12 protein-coding genes and 1 tRNA gene are annotated in these 16,227 nt (G+C 70.7%); 9 read left to right on the top strand and 4 right to left on the bottom strand.

Annotated elements, in window-relative coordinates; translation table 11 throughout:
• The first annotated feature begins 4 nt into the window (after window positions 1-4).
• Complete coding sequence (locus tag HBK84_RS05725) at window positions 5-895, top strand: acyl-CoA thioesterase II (protein ID WP_098055004.1); 891 nt, start codon at window positions 5-7, stop codon at window positions 893-895.
• A 9-nt stretch (window positions 896-904) separates the two neighbouring features.
• Here the strand turns inward: HBK84_RS05725 and HBK84_RS05720 are convergent, their stop codons facing one another.
• Both HBK84_RS05720 and HBK84_RS05715 read right to left on the bottom strand, forming a co-directional pair.
• Window positions 905-2,161 carry an MFS transporter gene (locus HBK84_RS05720; protein ID WP_167318411.1) on the bottom strand — a complete coding sequence of 419 codons (1,257 nt, stop codon included), beginning with the start codon at window positions 2,159-2,161 and terminating at the stop codon, window positions 905-907.
• The gene (locus tag HBK84_RS05715; RefSeq protein WP_206069198.1) at window positions 2,158-2,928 is read right to left on the bottom strand and encodes a siderophore-interacting protein; all 771 of its coding nucleotides are present in this window, start codon (window positions 2,926-2,928) and stop codon (window positions 2,158-2,160) included. The genes HBK84_RS05720 and HBK84_RS05715 overlap by 4 nt, the downstream gene beginning before the upstream one ends.
• 203 nt (window positions 2,929-3,131) lie before the next feature.
• On the opposite strand from HBK84_RS05715, the gene HBK84_RS05710 reads away from it, so the two are divergent.
• The 4 genes from HBK84_RS05710 to HBK84_RS05695 all read left to right on the top strand — a co-directional run bounded on the left by HBK84_RS05710 (window position 3,132) and on the right by HBK84_RS05695 (window position 11,528).
• Window positions 3,132-4,676 (top strand): pyridoxal-dependent decarboxylase, encoded by a 1,545-nt coding sequence (locus HBK84_RS05710; RefSeq protein WP_167318410.1) that lies wholly within the window; start codon window positions 3,132-3,134, stop codon window positions 4,674-4,676.
• Window positions 4,673-6,724, top strand: a complete 2,052-nt coding sequence (locus HBK84_RS05705) for a GNAT family N-acetyltransferase (protein ID WP_167318409.1) — start codon at window positions 4,673-4,675, stop codon at window positions 6,722-6,724. The genes HBK84_RS05710 and HBK84_RS05705 overlap by 4 nt, the downstream gene beginning before the upstream one ends.
• Window positions 6,721-8,547, top strand: a complete 1,827-nt coding sequence (locus HBK84_RS05700) for an IucA/IucC family siderophore biosynthesis protein (protein WP_167318408.1) — start codon at window positions 6,721-6,723, stop codon at window positions 8,545-8,547. The genes HBK84_RS05705 and HBK84_RS05700 overlap by 4 nt, the downstream gene beginning before the upstream one ends.
• Before the next feature lie 170 nt (window positions 8,548-8,717).
• The gene (locus tag HBK84_RS05695; RefSeq protein ID WP_255458083.1) at window positions 8,718-11,528 is read left to right on the top strand and encodes a GNAT family N-acetyltransferase; all 2,811 of its coding nucleotides are present in this window, start codon (window positions 8,718-8,720) and stop codon (window positions 11,526-11,528) included.
• Between the two features lie 227 nt (window positions 11,529-11,755).
• Here HBK84_RS05695 and ettA read toward each other — a convergent pair whose 3' ends face one another.
• Together ettA and HBK84_RS05685 are read right to left on the bottom strand one after the other, a co-directional pair.
• Window positions 11,756-13,438, bottom strand: a complete 1,683-nt coding sequence (gene ettA / locus HBK84_RS05690) for an energy-dependent translational throttle protein EttA (RefSeq protein ID WP_035962235.1) — start codon at window positions 13,436-13,438, stop codon at window positions 11,756-11,758.
• A gap of 222 nt (window positions 13,439-13,660) precedes the next feature.
• Window positions 13,661-14,365, bottom strand: coding sequence for a single-stranded DNA-binding protein (locus tag HBK84_RS05685; protein ID WP_167318406.1), 705 nt, complete (start codon window positions 14,363-14,365; stop codon window positions 13,661-13,663).
• Window positions 14,366-14,630: 265 nt separating this feature from the next.
• Here HBK84_RS05685 and HBK84_RS05680 point away from each other — a divergent pair.
• The 4 genes from HBK84_RS05680 to HBK84_RS05670 all read left to right on the top strand — a co-directional run bounded on the left by HBK84_RS05680 (window position 14,631) and on the right by HBK84_RS05670 (window position 16,090).
• Window positions 14,631-14,706: transfer RNA gene (locus tag HBK84_RS05680), tRNA-Arg, on the top strand.
• A gap of 300 nt (window positions 14,707-15,006) precedes the next feature.
• Window positions 15,007-15,132: a hypothetical protein gene (locus HBK84_RS13035; RefSeq protein ID WP_255458077.1), complete on the top strand. Its 126-nt coding sequence runs from the start codon at window positions 15,007-15,009 to the stop codon at window positions 15,130-15,132.
• Between the two features lie 117 nt (window positions 15,133-15,249).
• Complete coding sequence (locus HBK84_RS05675) at window positions 15,250-15,624, top strand: hypothetical protein (RefSeq protein WP_167318405.1); 375 nt, start codon at window positions 15,250-15,252, stop codon at window positions 15,622-15,624.
• A gap of 79 nt (window positions 15,625-15,703) precedes the next feature.
• Window positions 15,704-16,090, top strand: a complete 387-nt coding sequence (locus HBK84_RS05670; protein ID WP_167318404.1) for an ImmA/IrrE family metallo-endopeptidase — start codon at window positions 15,704-15,706, stop codon at window positions 16,088-16,090.
• The last annotated feature ends 137 nt before the right edge of the window (window positions 16,091-16,227 follow it).

Here is a 16,227-nt window from a genome sequence, read left to right as displayed (position 1 = left end):
TGCCATGACAGTCGACCCGTTGCAGGACCCCGTGGAAGCCCTCATCCAGATGCTCCAACTCGCGGACGGAGGAGGGGCCCGCACCACGGAAGACATTTTCGTGGGCAACACCATCACCTCGCCGCGAGCGCGGGTGTACGGGGGGCAGGTCCTGGCGCAAGCGGCCATGGCGGCCATGCGCACCGTCAAGCCGGACCGGCACATCCACTCCCTGCACGCCTACTTCCTGCGTGGCGGTGACATCGAGGTCCCCATCACGTTCGGGGTGGAACGGGTCCGCGACGGTCGCTCGTTCTCCGCCCGGCGGATCCACGCCTACCAGCACGGGAAGACCATCCTGTCCGTGATCGCCTCCTTCCAGGATCCCGCCGAGGGGTTGGAGCACCAGGAGCCCATGCCCGAGAACGTGCCCGATCCGGAGTCGCTGCCCGCACTGCGCGAGACGCTCGGGGCACTGGACATCCCCGAGGCCCGCGCGACCGCGTTCGAGCGGCCCTTCGACATGCGCTACGTGACCGAGCCGTTGTTCCTGCCGTGGAAGGGTGCGCAGGATGCGTACAACGCGGTGTGGATCAAGGCGCTGGCCCCCTTGCCGGACGACCCGAACATCCACCGGGCGGCCCTGGCCTACGTCTCCGACTACACGATGATGGAGCCCATCCTGCGCTGCCACGGCAAGTCCTGGGTGGAACCGGGGATGAACGTGGCGTCCCTGGACCACGCGATGTGGTGGCACCGCTACGCCCGCGCGGACGAGTGGATCCTCTACACCCAGACCTCCCCCAGCGCATCCTCGTCCCGGGGTCTGGCCATCGGCAAGATGTTCACGCGGGACGGCACGATGATCGCCACCACGGTGCAGGAGGGCATGATGCGCCTGCCCGAGTTCCACTGAGCGGGGCCCTCACACGCGGCGTGCCAGTAGCGGGTGCGACCGGCACACGATCACGCCCGCCACGGACACCGCGAGTCCGAACACGAGTGACGCGCCGTAGCCGGCCATGCCGGCCAGGAACAGGGCCGCCCACGCACCGACGCTCCCGCCGAGCATGCCGATGGAGCTCAGGAGCGTGAAGTCGGCGCCGGCGCACCCGGGACGCGCAAGGTCCAGGTTCACCGCGTAGATGCCCGTGTTCATCACGGTGTAGCCCGCGAGCACGCCGCACGCTCCCACCACGCCCAGCGGCACCTGCAGCCACTGGTCCACGCCCGCACCGGGCCACACGACGGGTGCCAGACACACCCCACCGAGCAATTGGATCCCGGCGCCGAGCAACAGCGTGACGCCGCGCCCGCGCCGTCGGCACAACCGGCCGCCCAGGAGTGCCGCGGCCAGGGCGGGCGCCGCCGCGATCATGGAGGTGACCGCGCCGATGAAGGCCAGCGACCACCCCGCGTCCACGAGTGCCGGGGTCACGAGGGACCACACGGCTGCGGAGCCGAACGTCACCAGGGGGACACCACCGAGCGCCCAGGCCTTGGCCCCCGGTACGGCCAGCATGCCGAACATCCCGGAGAGCCCGCGGGGTTGCGCATTCGACGCCGCGCGCTCCGGTTCCCGGTGCCGCAGCACGGGGACCATCGCGGCCGCGGTGCACAGTGCGAGCGCGATCACCGCGGCCCGCCATCCCCATGCGTCGTAGATCAGCAAGGCCAATCCGCCGCCGATCACGGTCCCGATGTAGCTCGCCCCCACCTGGACCCCCGCACCGAGATCGTGCTGGGAGCGATCGAGACCCCTCACGGACAGCGCGTCCGCCGCGATGTCCTGCGTCGCGGAGAAGAGCACGAACGCCGCGGCCAGGATCACGAGGACCCTCAGACTGTCCTGAGGGTCGGCGAACACCGCCATGGCCAGCAGGGCGAGCACCATGAGGGGTTGCAGCACGAGCAACCACGACCTGTAGTGCCCGCGCGCCCGGCCCGGCGCCCACCGATCGATCAGGGGTGCCCACAGGAACTTCACGGGCCACACGAGGGCGAGCAGCTGCAGGGCGCCCAGGGTCCCCAGGTCCGTGCCGCCGTCGCGCAGGATGCCCACCAGGCCGGTGGACAGGAACGCCGCCCCGATGAACTGCGTGGTGTATAGCGCCCACAGCAGCCCCCAGAACCCACGGTTCGTGCCGATCCCCGCGGGCGCGGACAGGGTCATGGTGCTCATACGTTCCTCCAGTAGGCGGTGGCGTCGATGTGTGTGCGGGGCACGCCGTAGCGGGTGCGCAGGGCCGAGGTCAGCAGGCGGTTCTGCTGCGCCTCCACAGCGATCCAGTACCGGTCCCCCGGTGCGGGCGGATGCGTCTCCCAGTGCGCGAGCACGGCCGCGGCCACGTCCTCCCCCGCGCCGATGTGGTGCACCGTGTGCACCTGGTGGCGCTTCGCTGCGGCCAGGGGCAGGTCGGCGTCGCGCGGGTCGCGGTACTCGAACCACACCTCGACGTCGTGGGTTCCCAACAGCGGGAGCATGGAGTTCAGGGCGGGCAAGCTCGCGGGGTCGCCCACGAGCACCGTGCGTCCCGGGAAATCGGCATCGAGCCCCGGAGCGGGTTCGGACCCGTGACCGCGGCGCGGTGTCCTGCGCGGCGGCCAGGGCGGGGTGCTGCCGAGCAGCGACGCCCGGATGGTGTCGCCGGGTGCGCACGTGCGAGCCCAGTCGGAGGAGGCGCCGTCGTGCAGGGCGAACTCCATGTCGAAGACGCCCTCGTCCGGGCGTGGGTCGACCACCGTGAACGCCCGCTGGTGGTCCTTGCCGCGGGACGTGAACCACAACCGCAACCACATGGTCGGGAACGGCGTGTGGCGCGCGAGGAACCCCTCGTGCCGCACGGTGATGCGCGTGTAGGTGGGGCCGACGTCGCGGCGACTCACCACCGTGAGCACGGTCTCGGAAGCCCCGAGGGCTCGGACGGCCAGACGTTCCCAGTGGGGCACGGGCGTTCTCCTCGTTCGGCGGGCGGGTCACGGAACACCAGCCCGGAAAGAACCGGCAGGTCGCGAGGCAGTTCTGCGTGTTCCGGGGTGGATCGGGCAGTACACAATTGCTGAATCTTAGGTTAGCCTAACCTATCAGTAATTAGTTACCACCGTGTAGCTTATTGCATCCGAGTGCCCCCGAACGAAAGCCGAACCGTTCCATGAGTTCATCCCTGCTCCACGCGGACACCGTCACGGACCTCATGCGCGATGTCACCGCAGCCGCGGCCGCCGGTGCGGCGCGCCTGGCCGGCGCGCGACAACCCCACGAACCCGCGAGCCACGACGAGATCGACCGGGCACTGTCGCGGATCGACCTGGACACCCCGCTGCACGACTTCGGCGCCGCGGTGGACGAGCTCGACCGTACGTGGTTGCGCCACGCGGTGTGGTTCCATCACCCCCGGACGCTCGCGCACCTCAATTGCCCGGTGGCGGTGCCCGCGGTCGCCGCGGAGACCCTGGCCGCCACCGTCAACGTCTCGATGGACACGTGGGACCAGTCCAAGGCGGCGACCGTGATGGAACGTTCGCTGCTGACGTGGACGGCGCGGCGCATCGGCTTCCCCGCCGCCGCGGACGGCATGTTCACCCCGGGCGGGACGACCTCCAACCTGCAGGCGCTCATGCTCGCCCGCGACGAATGCCTCGAACGCTCCGCGCGCACCCCGCACGCGGCCCCGCGGCCGGTACGAGCGGCGTCGTTGCGCATCCTCGCGAGCGCGGAGAGCCACTTCTCGGTCAGCACGGCCGCCCGGATCCTGGGACTCGACGACGACTGCGTGGTCCCGGTCCCGGTCGACGCCGCGGGGGCACTGTCCGTGCCGACGCTGCGTCGAGTGCTGGCGGACCTCGCGGCCCAGTCGCTGACCCCCATGGCCGTGGTGGCCACCGCGGGCACCACGGACCGCGGCGCGATCGACCCGCTCGAGGACGTCGCGCAGGTGTGTGCGCAGCACGGGGTCTGGTTCCACGTGGACGCGGCCTACGGCGGCGCGCTGCTGGTCTCTCCCACGCGCCGCGACCGGCTCGCCGGGATCGACCGCGCTGACTCCGTAACCGTGGACTTCCACAAGGCGTGGTTCCAGCCCATCGGGTGCTCCGCCGTGATCGTGCGGGACGGCCACACGCTGCGCCACTGCGCGCATCACGCCGCGTACCTCAACCCGGCGGACACCCCCGAACCCAATCAGGTGGACCGCTCCCTGCAGACCACGCGCCGCTTCGAGGCGCTCAAGCTGTGGGTCACGCTGCGCACGATGGGCCCGGACGCGATCGGCGCGATGTTCGACGCCGTCATCGACCTCGCGGCGCGTGTGGCCCACGAGCTGCGCTCGGACCCGCGCTTCGAGCTCGTGTGCGACCCGTCCCTGAGCACCGTGCTGTTCCGCTGGACGCCTCCGGATGCGGGGAACGACGACGCCGCGGGGGCCCCGCTTGCCGCACACGCCTCCTCCACCACGGGGAACGGCCCGGACGCGGTCGATGAGACCGCGGACCGCTGGGTGCGCCCGATCCGCCGCGCGGTGTGGGACACCGGCCGCGCCACCGTGGCGGAGACCGAGGTGGCCGGGCGTCCCTGCCTGAAATTCACCCTGCTCAACCCGCAGACGACCCTCGACGACGTCCGGGAGGTCCTGGACCTCATCCACGAGACCGCCCTGTCCCTCACCGCCCACGATCGCACCGGAAAGGCCCGCGCATGACCCCCCGCACGACCGCATCCCACCCCGACCGTCGGCACGGAACCGAACCGGCACACGACGACTCCAGGCCCGCGGACCAGGGATCGACGCCGTCGGACGCCGCGTCGACTCCCACTGACGCCCCGGGCACCGTTCAGCGTGGCACCCCGGACGACCCCCTGGACCTGCTGTGCGTGGGGGTGGGCCCGTTCGGACTCGGACTCGCATGCCTCACCGACCCTCTGCCGGACGTCCGCGCCGCCTTCCTGGACGCGGCCCCCGGTTTCAACTGGCATCCCGGGTTGCTGTTCGACGACGCCACGCTGCAGGTCCCGTTCCTCGCGGACCTCGTGACCATGGCGGATCCCACCTCGCGGTTCTCGTTCCTGCAGTGGCTCAAGGAGACCGGCGAACTGTACCCGTTCTACGTCCGTGAGTCCTTCTTCCCGCTGCGGCGGGACTACAACGCCTACTGCCGGTGGGCCGCGCAGCGAGTCCGCGGGGTGTACTGGGGACACCGGGTCACCCAGGTCACCCGCCCGACGGGTGAGGGTCCGTGGCGCGTCACGGCCCGGGCCCGCGGCGTCGAGCACTCGTGGTGGGCGCGCCACCTGGTCGTGGGCACGGGGACGGTCCCCCGCACGCCGGGCGAACTGTCCGGCGTCCCGGACACCACGGTGCACGCAAGTGAGTACCTGTCCCGCCGGGAGACCCTGGTGAGTGAGGAGCACGTGACCGTGATCGGCTCGGGGCAGTCGGCCGCGGAGGTGTTCCTGGACCTGCTGCACACCCCGGGCGGGCCGGCCGTGGACTGGTTCACCCGTTCACCACGGTTCTACCCCATGGAGTACTCCAAGCTCAGCCTCGAACTGACGTCGCCCGACTACCTCGACCACTTCCGGTCCCTCCCGGAGGCAGAGCGGGACCGGCTCAACGCGTCCCAACCCCAGTTGCACCGCGGCATCTCGGACGCGACGATCGACGCGATCCACGAGGCCCTGTACGCGCGCCGCAACGACCCGGACGCGCCGCCCGTGCGCCTCGTCGCGGCCACCGAACTCGTGGACGCGTGGCACGAGGCCGGGCGCACCGTCCTGCGCTGGCGCAATTCGGAGAACCACCACGTGCGCGAGACCGTGACCGATGCCGTCGTCGCGGCCACGGGCTACCGGTCCGCGGCCCCGGACTGGCTCGCACCGGTCCGGGACCAGCTCTCGCTCGACGCCTCAGGGCGGCTCAGCCCCGACCGGTACCACCGGGCCAGCCCGGACGGGACCGTGCACGTACTCAACCACGGCGAGCACACGCATGCGCTCACGGCACCCGACCTGGGGATGGGACCGCTGCGCAACGCGCACGTGCTCGCGCACGTCACGGGCCGCACACCGTACATCACCGAGGACCACACGACGTTCCAGAGTTTCGGTCACGTCCCCCAGCGTCATGTCGCCCCCGCCGTGGGGCCCGACGGCGCGTTCGAGACCCGCGCTCTCGGGCGCGCGTTCACGCTGCGGCCGGTGGACCCGGACGGGGACGCGGCGCTGTTGCACGCGTGGTTGAGTTCCCCGCGTGCGCACGCGTGGGGACTCGTGGGCGCGGACGAGCAGACGATTTCCCGGGAGTACCACAGGATGACCGCGGCGGACGCAGAGGACGCCTGGATCGTCAGCGAACACGACCGCCCGCTCGCGCTGCTCGAGACGTACGACCCCGCCCGCAGCCCCCTGGCCGCGGTGTGGCCGGTCCGCGACGGCGACGCCGGTCTGCACCTGTTCGTGGCACCCACGTCCCGTCCGGTTCCGGGGACCACGCGAGCCGTGATGGCGGCGGCGCTGAACCTGCTGTGGTCGGACCCCGCGGTGCAGCGCGTTATCGTGGAACCCGACGTCCGCAACGAGCGGATCCGCGCAATCAACCGCTGGGCCGGGTTCCGTGAGGTGGGCGAGTGCCACCTGGCGGAGAAGACCGCGTCCGTGAGCGTCGTCGTCCGCGGGGACGGACCGCAGGACCACGTACGGACCGCGGACACGGAAGCCTCCGTGGCCGAGCGCGCGGGGGTGACCCGATGAGCGCCGTCGTCGAAACCCGCATCCCCGATGAACAGCGGGACGTCGCCCCGACGCCCGAGCCCCGGCTGGACCGCCGGGCCGCACGGCGACTGCAGCGGGACGTGCTCGCCAAGATGTTCTCCGAGTTCAGTCACGAACGGTTGCTGCATCCCGCCCCGCACGGCGACGGTTGGACCGTGGCCGACGCCGCCGGGCGCCCGAGTTGGTACTTCGAGGCCACCCGGCACCCGCTCGAGCACTGGGAGGTGGACCCCGCTTCGGTGCGGCGCATCATCCCCGGGGACGCCGGCGAGGAACCGGACGCCCAGCAGGCCGTGCTGGACCTCAAGGACGTCCTGGGACTCACCGACGAGATGCTCCCGCTGTACCTCGAGGACCTGTCCGCAACCATGTACTCGATGGCGCGTCGTCGTGTCGTACCCGCACCGACCGCCGCGGAACTGGCGACCGCGGACCTCGCCGAAGTGGAACGTTTCCTGGACCGGGGACACCCCGGATTCGTCGCGAGCTCGGGCCGGGTGGGCATGGGTGCGTCCGAACAGACGTCATGGGCTCCCGAGGCGGCATACCCCGCCCGGTTGACGTGGCTCGCCGCGCGCCGCAGTCTGTGCACCGTGTCCCTGGGGCAGCACGTGAACGAACATGACCATGAGGACCGGCACCTCACCGCCGGTGAGCGCGACCGTTTCCGCGCGGCGGTGACCGAGGCCGGCGAGGACCCGGACGAGTACACGTTCCTCCCGGTGCACCCGTGGCAGTGGGAGCATCGCATTCTGCCCGGGATGCTCCCGGACGTGCTGCGGCGCCACCTGATCCTGGTGGGCCGTAGTGAGCACGAGTGGCGCGCGCAACAGTCCGTGCGCACGTTCCTGGACGTGAGCGACCCGGCGCGGGATTACGCCAAGACCGCGCTCGGGGTGCACAGCATGGGGTTCCTGCGCGGGCTCTCCCCCGCCTACATGCGCACGATGCCCGCCGTGAGTGACTGGCTGCACGGGATCACCCGGGAGGATCCGTTCCTGCGCTCACGCGGGATCCGGGTGCTGCGCGAGCACGCCGCGGTGGGTTACACCGGGGATGCCCACCACCGCAGCGGTGTGGCCTCCGACCACACCAAACAGTTGGCTGCGCTGTGGCGTGAGTCCCCGGTGCCGATGCTCGAGCCCGGGGAGCACGCCGCCAGCCTGGCCGGGGTGTTGCACCGGGACTGCGCCGGGCGGCCCCTCACGGAAGCGTGGATCGAGCGCTCGGGAGTCACCGCGAGGGACTGGGTGCGCGCCCTGCTCGACGTGTACCTGGTCCCGGTCGCGCACCTCTTGCTGTCCCAGGACATCGCGCTCATGCCCCACAGCGAAAACGTGATCCTGCGCCTGCGCGACGGGTTCCCGGTCGGTGCGTTCTGGAAGGACATCGGGGAGGAAATCGCGGTGCTCAGCGACCGGCCCCTGCCCGAGGGGATCGAACGCATCCGTTCCGTGGTGGAGCCGGAGCAGCGGGAGCTGTCCATCCACACGGACGTGGTCGACGGCGTCCTGCGGCACCTCGCGGTGCTCCTGCACACCTCCGGTGTGCTCCCCGAACAGGAGTTCTGGGCGCTCGGGGCCAAGGTCCTGGACGAGCACCGCGAGCGCTTCCCCGAACACTGGCGCGAGCTGGACCTGTTCCGGGAGACCTTCGCCCACTCGTGCCTGAACCGGCTGCAACTGCGCAACCCGCAGCGCATGGTGGATCTGGCCGACCAGTCGGCGTCCCTGACCTACGCCGGTCGGTTGACCAATCCGCTGTCCGCGTTCCGCTCCCCTGATGCGGGCCCCGCGTCGTGAGCGCACGGTGTTTCGGCGGCGAATCCGCGGGAGCGCGCACCGACGGTGCTGAGCCGGGGCGTGTCTCTCGCGGGTCACGGAGTGTCATGCTCCCTGCCCCCGCGCGGACCGGTTCTGAGCAGTCTGATGCCGGGCGGCCCGGCCCTGAACGGTCCGGCCCCGGCTGGCGGTTGTGGCGCGATCCCTTGGGTGTGCCCCACGTGCAGGCGGACGATCTCACCGCGCTGGCACACGGCCACGGCTACGTGACCGGTGTGGACAGGGCCTGGCACGTGGAGGTGCTGCGTCACCGCGCCGAGGGGCGCTCGGCGGAGCTCGTGGGACCGGACGGTTTCGACGGCGATCACCTCACCCTGGCCGCGGACGTCCCCGGTACGGCCAGACGGTGGTGGGACGCGGCGTCGTCACAGGACCGGGAGTTCTTCGCTGCATACGCGCGCGGGATCAGTGAGGCACTGGCCGAGACCTGGCCAGGGACCCCCGAGGTGCGCGAGCTCGGTCTCACCGAGCGGGCCGTGCGGCCGTGGGACCCCTGGACCCCGATGGCCGTGCACCTCGATGCGCACCTGCTCACGGGGAGTCTCCCCGAGCAGCTGTGGCGACGCCGCGTGCGGCGCGAACTCGGCGACGCCTGGGTCCCCGTGCTCGATGCCGAATCCCCCGCGGCGGCCGGATCCAATGCGTGGCTCGTTCCGGGCGAGCTGTCCACGAGCGGCGCACCGCTGCTCGCGGCGGACCCGCACCGCGTCGTGGAGGAATCGGGGCCCTATCAGCCCGTGTGCCTCTCCACGCCGGACGTCCGGGTGCGGGGTCTCGCGCTCGTGGGGTTGCCAGGGGTCCCGCACTTCGGGCGCACCGAAAGCGCCGCGTGGGCCATTACGGCCGCCATGACGACGACGGAACACATCGCGGACCTAGCTGTCGAGAACCGTGACGGCGCGTGGTACGTCGCGACCACGGGTGAACGGCTCGAGCACCGCTCGGTGGTGCTGCGGGCGCGCGGCAGCGTCGAACGGGCCTGTTTGCTCCGCTCGTGCGCGGCGGGGTTCGTGCTGCCGGGCACTCCCGCGGCGGAAGCAGTGCTCGACGCCGCCGTGCCCGGCACCGCGACCACCGTCACCGTGGTGTTCCCCGCGCTCACGGCGGACCCTGCACGGGCGTTCTCGGCATGTCGTGAGCTGCTCTCGGCGCGCACAGCGGACGACGTCATGGAGGCGGTGTCCGGGTGGGCCGTGCCGTGCAACGACGTGGTGGCCGCGGACCGCGACGGCTCATGTCGACACACGGTCACGGGGTCGTTCCTGGGGGCCGCCGAACCGCCCCGACCGCTGCACGGGATCACCGTGCGCGCCAATCAGCGCCCCTCGGACCCCTGCGCTTCGGCCGCGCGGCTCGCGTGCGCGCCCCCGCACCGGGCCCGGCGGGCAACGCACCTGCTCGACGCCGCCGTGGCCGAACACGGTGCAGTGTGTCATGAGAACCTGTTGGCGGCCCAGCTGGACACCGCCGCTCCGCACTGGCCCCCGCTGTTGAGGGAGCTGTTCGCGGACGCGTCTCCGACCGCCGTGTCGGACCCGGTCGCCACCGTGGCGCGGGTGGGTTCCACGGGGCCGGTGCGGACGGCGCCGGAGCCGGACGTGGCGTCGGGACCTGCGGGGGCGCCGTCGGCGGCCGGTGCGGCATCGCAACGGGAGGGGGAGTCCCGAACGACGAATGCATCGGCGGAGGCGGCTGACTCCGTCCGTGCGGCACTGCTCGACTGGGACGGGTCGATGGCGGCGGGGTCCTGGACAGCGTCGTTGTTCGCCGTGTGGCGGGACGCATTCGTTCACGAGCTCATGCGGACCACCCCGCTATCGGTGCTCTCGGGACCCACAGGCATGCCGACCGTGTGGGACCCGTTCCTGCACGGGCCCGGACGAGTGGGACTCGCGGTGGAGAACATCGTGCGTCACGGCCTTGACCTGGGAGTGGACGTCCGCTGGTGCGCCAGGACGGCCCTCGAACGGGTCGCCCACGAGCACCCGGGTACGGCGCTGCCGCCGTGGGGCGCACTGCATGTGTACACCCCGTGGCGTAGTGACCCGGCCCTGACCGCGGCGGACCCCGTTCCCGTGGGCGGGGACGCGGACTGCCTGCTCGCGGCGGGGACACTACCGGGCACGGGACCCGCGTGCGTGCGTGTCCCCGCTGCGCGGGTGCTGTGGGATCTGGCCGACCCCGCGGCGTCATGGTGGATCACACCCGACCCCGTGGCCCGGGGCGAGTGCACGGAACCGCCGCTGCACCGGTGGTCGCGCGGGGAGATGGATCACGCTCTGCCGTGGGTTCCGGCTGGTTCCGTGAGGAGGTCCGGCGCGATGGGTCCGGCCGGTCCGGCCGGCTCGGCCAGCTCATCCGGCTCGTCCGGTGGATCCATCGACCTGGGCGCACTGCCACCGCTACCCGATCAGTCCGCGCCGGGCCCGCGCGTGACGCTGAGGCCCGTGGATCCGGGGCGGGACGCGGCCGTGATCCACGAATGGGTCCGTGCGCCGCGAGCCCGCTTCTGGGGCATGACGGGGTGGACCCGCGAGCGGGTGCGCGAGGTGTACGAGTACCTGGATGCCTCGCCCACGCATCATGCGTGGCTCCTGGAACTCGACGGTACCCCCATGGGTATCTTCCAGAGCTACGAACCCCACGCTGATCCGGTGGGCGCGACGTATCGGGTGGAACCCGGGGACCTGGGGGTGCATGTCCTGCTGGCGCCCGTGCGCACCCGCCGCCCGGGACTCACCGCGGCACTCGGGCGCCTCATCATCGCGCAGCTCGCACGCTGCGGCACCCGACGAATCGTGGCGGAACCGGACGTGTCCAACGACCGAGCCGTGGCCCGACTCATCGCCACGGGTTTCGAGCTCGGCCCGACCATCCGGTTACCGGGGAAGACCGGGCAGTTGGCGTTCCTTCGCGTTGGCGGGCTCACCGAGTCCCGCTGAGCACGACCGGTGGTCGATTCGGGGGCTGACGTTGCGAGCCGCCGCATCCTTGTGGGCTGACCGGGCGTTCGCACGAGCCTGGCTTCATGGGTTTCACCCGGGGCAGAGCGGTCCACGGACACCGCGGTCCGGCCCGCTCCCGAACCGACGCCGCCCCCGGTCACCGCGTGTGCGGTGGCCGGGGGCGCCGGGCCGGTGCGGGCACAGGACCCGCGGTGGCGCGAATGTCAGTCGCGCGTGAGACGACGGTGCGTGAGGCGCTTGGGCCGAGCGGCGTCGGCGCCGAGGCGCTCCACCTTGTTCTCCTCGTACGCGTCGAAGTTGCCCTCGAACCAGTACCAGCGGTCGGGGTTCTCCTCGGTGCCCTCCCACGCGAGGATGTGGGTGGCCACGCGGTCCAGGAACCACCGGTCGTGGGAGACGACCACGGCGCAGCCCGGGAACTCGAGAAGTGCGTTCTCCAGGGAACCGAGGGTCTCCACGTCGAGGTCGTTGGTGGGCTCGTCCAGCAGCAGCAGGTTGCCGCCCTGCTTCAGGGTCAGCGCGAGGTTCAAGCGGTTGCGCTCACCACCGGAGAGCACGCCGGCCTTCTTCTGCTGATCCGGGCCCTTGAAGCCGAACGCGGACACGTACGCGCGCGAGGGCATCTCGACCTTGCCCACGTTGATGTAGTCCAGCCCGTCCGAGACGACCTCCCACAGGGTCTTCTCCGGGTCCAGGTTCTCGCGGTTCTGGTCCACGTAGGAGATCTGCACGGAATCGCCGATCTTCAGCTCGCCGCCGTCGAGCGGTTCGAGGCCCACGATGGTCTTGAACAGCGTGGACTTACCCACACCGTTGGGCCCGATCACGCCCACGATGCCGTTGCGCGGCAGCGAGAACGAGAGCCCGTCGATCAGGGAGCGGTCACCGAAGCCCTTCTTGAGGTTGCTGGCCTCGATGACCTGGTTGCCCAGGCGGGGCCCCGGCGGGATCTGGATCTCCTCGAAGTCCAGCTTCCGGGTCTTTTCGGCCTCGGCCGCCATCTCCTCGTAACGCGCCAGACGGGACTTGGACTTGGTCTGGCGGCCCTTGGCGTTGGAACGGACCCATTCGAGTTCGTCCTTAAGGCGCTTGGCCTGCTTGGCGTCCTTCTTGCCCTGGATCTCCATGCGCTTGGCCTTGGTGTCCAGGTAGGTGGAGTAGTTGCCCTCGTAGGGGTAGAGGCGGCCGCGGTCCACCTCGCAAATCCATTCGGCCACGTGGTCCAGGAAGTACCGGTCGTGGGTGACGGCCAGTACCGCACCGGGGTAGGAGGCCAGGTGCTGCTCGAGCCACAGCACGGACTCGGCGTCCAGGTGGTTGGTGGGTTCGTCCAGCAGCAACAGGTCCGGCTTCTCGAGCAGCAGCTTGCACAGCGCCACACGACGGCGCTCACCACCGGAGAGCACCTTCACATCCGCGTCCGGCGGCGGGCACCGCAGCGCGTCCATGGCCTGCTCGAGCTGGGAGTCGAGATCCCACGCGTTGGCGGCGTCGATCTCTTCCTGCAGCTTGCCCATCTCTTCCATCAGGGCGTCGAAGTCGGCGTCCGGCTCGGCCATCTCGGCGGAGATCTCGTTGAAGCGGTCGAGCTTGGCCTTGATCTCGCCGACGCCCTCCTCCACGTTGCCCAGGACGGTCTTGTCCTCGTTCAACGGGGGTTCCTGCAAAAGGATGCCCACGGAGTAGCCGGGGCTCAGGCGCGCCTCGCCGTTGGAGGGCTGGTCCAGCCCCGCCATGATCTTCAGAATCGTCGACTTACCTGCGCCGTTCGGCCCCACCACGCCGATCTTGGCGCCGGGGAAGAACGACATGGTGACGTCATCGAGGATGACCTTGTCGCCCACTTTCTTGCGGGCTTTGTTCATGGTGTAGATAAATTCCGCCATACCCTCCAGGCTACCGCGCCGCCGCACCCGCGCGAGCCACGATCCCAGCGGGCCCCGCGGTGGTGTGGCCGGTGCCACCGCGGGCGGGGAAGCATCCCGGCCGGGCCCGGAACACTCTCCTGCACGCGGCTGCCCCGCGGGCTCGGACGCGCCCCGCGAACGGCGCCCCCGCAGACACCCCCGCGTATCCGGAGCGCGCCTCGGCCCTCGGCCGCGCGCCGCTCACGAGGCGGCCACTGCCGGCTCCCTGTCCTCGGACGCGGAGCTCTCCCCCGCGGTGGCCTCGTCGCTCCCACCGGCGTTCCGCATGCCGCCGGGGTCGTCGGTGCGATCGCCGTGGGCGCCCAGACCGTCGAACGTGTGGTCGTCCGCGTCCACGGCGATCACCGCGCCGGACGTCACGTCCACGTACCCGCCCTCGCCCAGCCCCAGGGACAGCGCGTCCCGGTACCGGCCTCCAATTCCCGCCTCGTCCTCGCCCCGGACGACGCCGCCCGCGCCGTCTGCGGGGCCGTCACCGGTGTCCTGGCGGGACTGTGCGCCCCCGGCGTTGCCGGTGCGCTGGGCCCGCCCGCCCGAGCGGGAGAAGTTGGCCGTGCCGAAGCTGAGGTCGTGGCCCACGGCGGCGGCGTCCACCTGGACCACCGTGCGGGGCCCGGTCTCCGACTGCCACTCGTTGATGCCCAGCTTGCCGGTGACCACCACGGGGTGCCCGCAGCGCACACTGGCCATCACGTGCATGGCCAGCGTGCGGAAGCAGCGCACCGTGTACCAGTTGGTGGACCCGTCCTGCCACGTGTTGCTGGCGGCGTCGAAGCGCCGGGAGGTGGTGGCCAGACGGAACCGGGCCACCATGGTGCCGTCCTCGAAGAGGTGGGATTCCGGGTCCTTGCCCACGAATCCGCGAAGGGTGATGTGCTCGCTCATGGAGTGCTCCTTGTTCGTGCTCGCCCAGTTCCGGTCTGCGGCCCCGTGGCCGTTCACAGCGGGTGAGGATTGTGCCCCGGTACGGGGTGCCCCCACTGTGCGGCACCCCGTTCCCAGGTGCGCGGCGTCGGACAGAACTGGGGAAACCGACCGTCCGAGCGCCGTCGTGCTCGCGGCTGGGGAGGGCGCTCCGCGCGGATGCGAGGGACCCTGCCGTGGAGGGCGCTGTGGCGTTGCTAAAGTGGGGTCTCGTTGCCCGCAGCACGCCCCAGTAGCTCAGTGGATAGAGCAGGAGCCTTCTAATCTCTTGGTCGGGGGTTCGACTCCCTCCTGGGGCACCACGAAACACCTAGTCAGACGGGTGCTGAATCGGCCTCGTTATACATGGGCCGATTTTCGTTGACGCGGTCCCTGCGCTCAGGGTCATGGCAAGCATCCGAGAGCGCGTGCGTAAAGGCGGCACCACCGCATGGGCCGTGCTTTGGTGTGACGCGGACTTGGGGAGGGACGGGGCCTGACTCGCGCGCGACACGTTGTGGCGGATGACACGGGCAGGAGTGCGCCCCGGTAGGTTTATGCGCACGCACTCGTTTGCTATCGCATGGGCGATCCACTACGCACTTCACACCAGGGAGATCAGCATGAGCACCCCCGTCAACGGGCCCGGCCCCGAGGGCCAGCCCGAGAACCACCGCCCGCAGGAGGGCTACCCCCAGCAGGGCGGTCAGCCCTACGGTCAGCAGGGCTACCCTCAGCAGGGTTACTAACAGGAGCCCCCGAAGAAGAAGCGCAAGAAGTGGCCGTGGACCCTGGGCATCATCGCCCTGCTACTCATCCTGCTCTTCGCCGGGTGCGCTACGCTCATCGGTGGGGCCGCGAAGTCCGTGAACGACTCCATCCAGTCCAGTACCCCGACCGAGGAAGCTCAGGACAACGGAGCCAGCACGGGCGGGGAGTCCGCGCCCGCCGATGCGAAGGCCGCGCCGGGCGAGGATCAGCTCAAGATCAGCACCACCGCTACCGAGGCCGGTTCCGTGTCCTACGGTTCCGGCGGCTCCATGAGCACGGGCGAGTTCACCACTGACTGGACCAAGACGGTCACTGCCAAGCGCATGGACTTCTTCTCCGTCACCGTGCAGGACAAGTCCGGGGCGCCTGACGCCAAGGTCACCTGCACCATGACGCGCGACGGCAAGAAGACAGAGGAGCAGAGCGCCACCGGGGCCTACGCCGTGGCCATCTGCACCGACTCCTACTGATCCCCACGATGAGGGGCCGGTCCGGGACTCCCGGGCTGGCCCCTGATCCGTGTCCCCGCTCACAACCACATTCGGACGCATGTTCGACCCTTGGATAATCACACCCGAGCGCGGTATCGAGGTCATCCGCCTCCCCCTGTGCCACCTCAGCGGCTACACGGATGGTCGGCGCATCTGGCTGGACCAGCACCTCACAGCCAGAGAGGTCCGGTGCACCCTCACCCACGAGCTCATCCACCTCGCCCGTGGCCACGACCAGCACCAGCCGCCCACCGTCGAGGATCGCGTACGCGCGGACACCGCGCGCCTGCTCGTGCCCTGGGCGGCCATCACCGCGCACGCCGGCTCACAGCTCAGCACGTGGTACCTCGCCCAAGAGCTCGGTGTGACGGAACGCGTACTCGCCGACCGCCTGCAGCACGCGAGCGCCGCGGAGGTCGCCGAGCTGCGACGCGTGGGTAGCTAAATCTCCACTACGGGGAGGACACGACATGTGTAGCGGCCGACGTATCGCGCCGTTTCGCGCCGTTCTGCCGTGTACCGTAAACCACATTGTGAGCGACACCCCCCGCAGTGAAGACGAGAGATCCGCGCAGACGATGA

The sequence above is a fragment of the Kocuria sp. KD4 genome (assembly GCF_011769905.1).
Classification (GTDB): Bacteria; Actinomycetota; Actinomycetes; order Actinomycetales; family Micrococcaceae; genus Kocuria; species Kocuria marina.
This window is presented reverse-complemented; position numbering and strand designations above follow the sequence as displayed.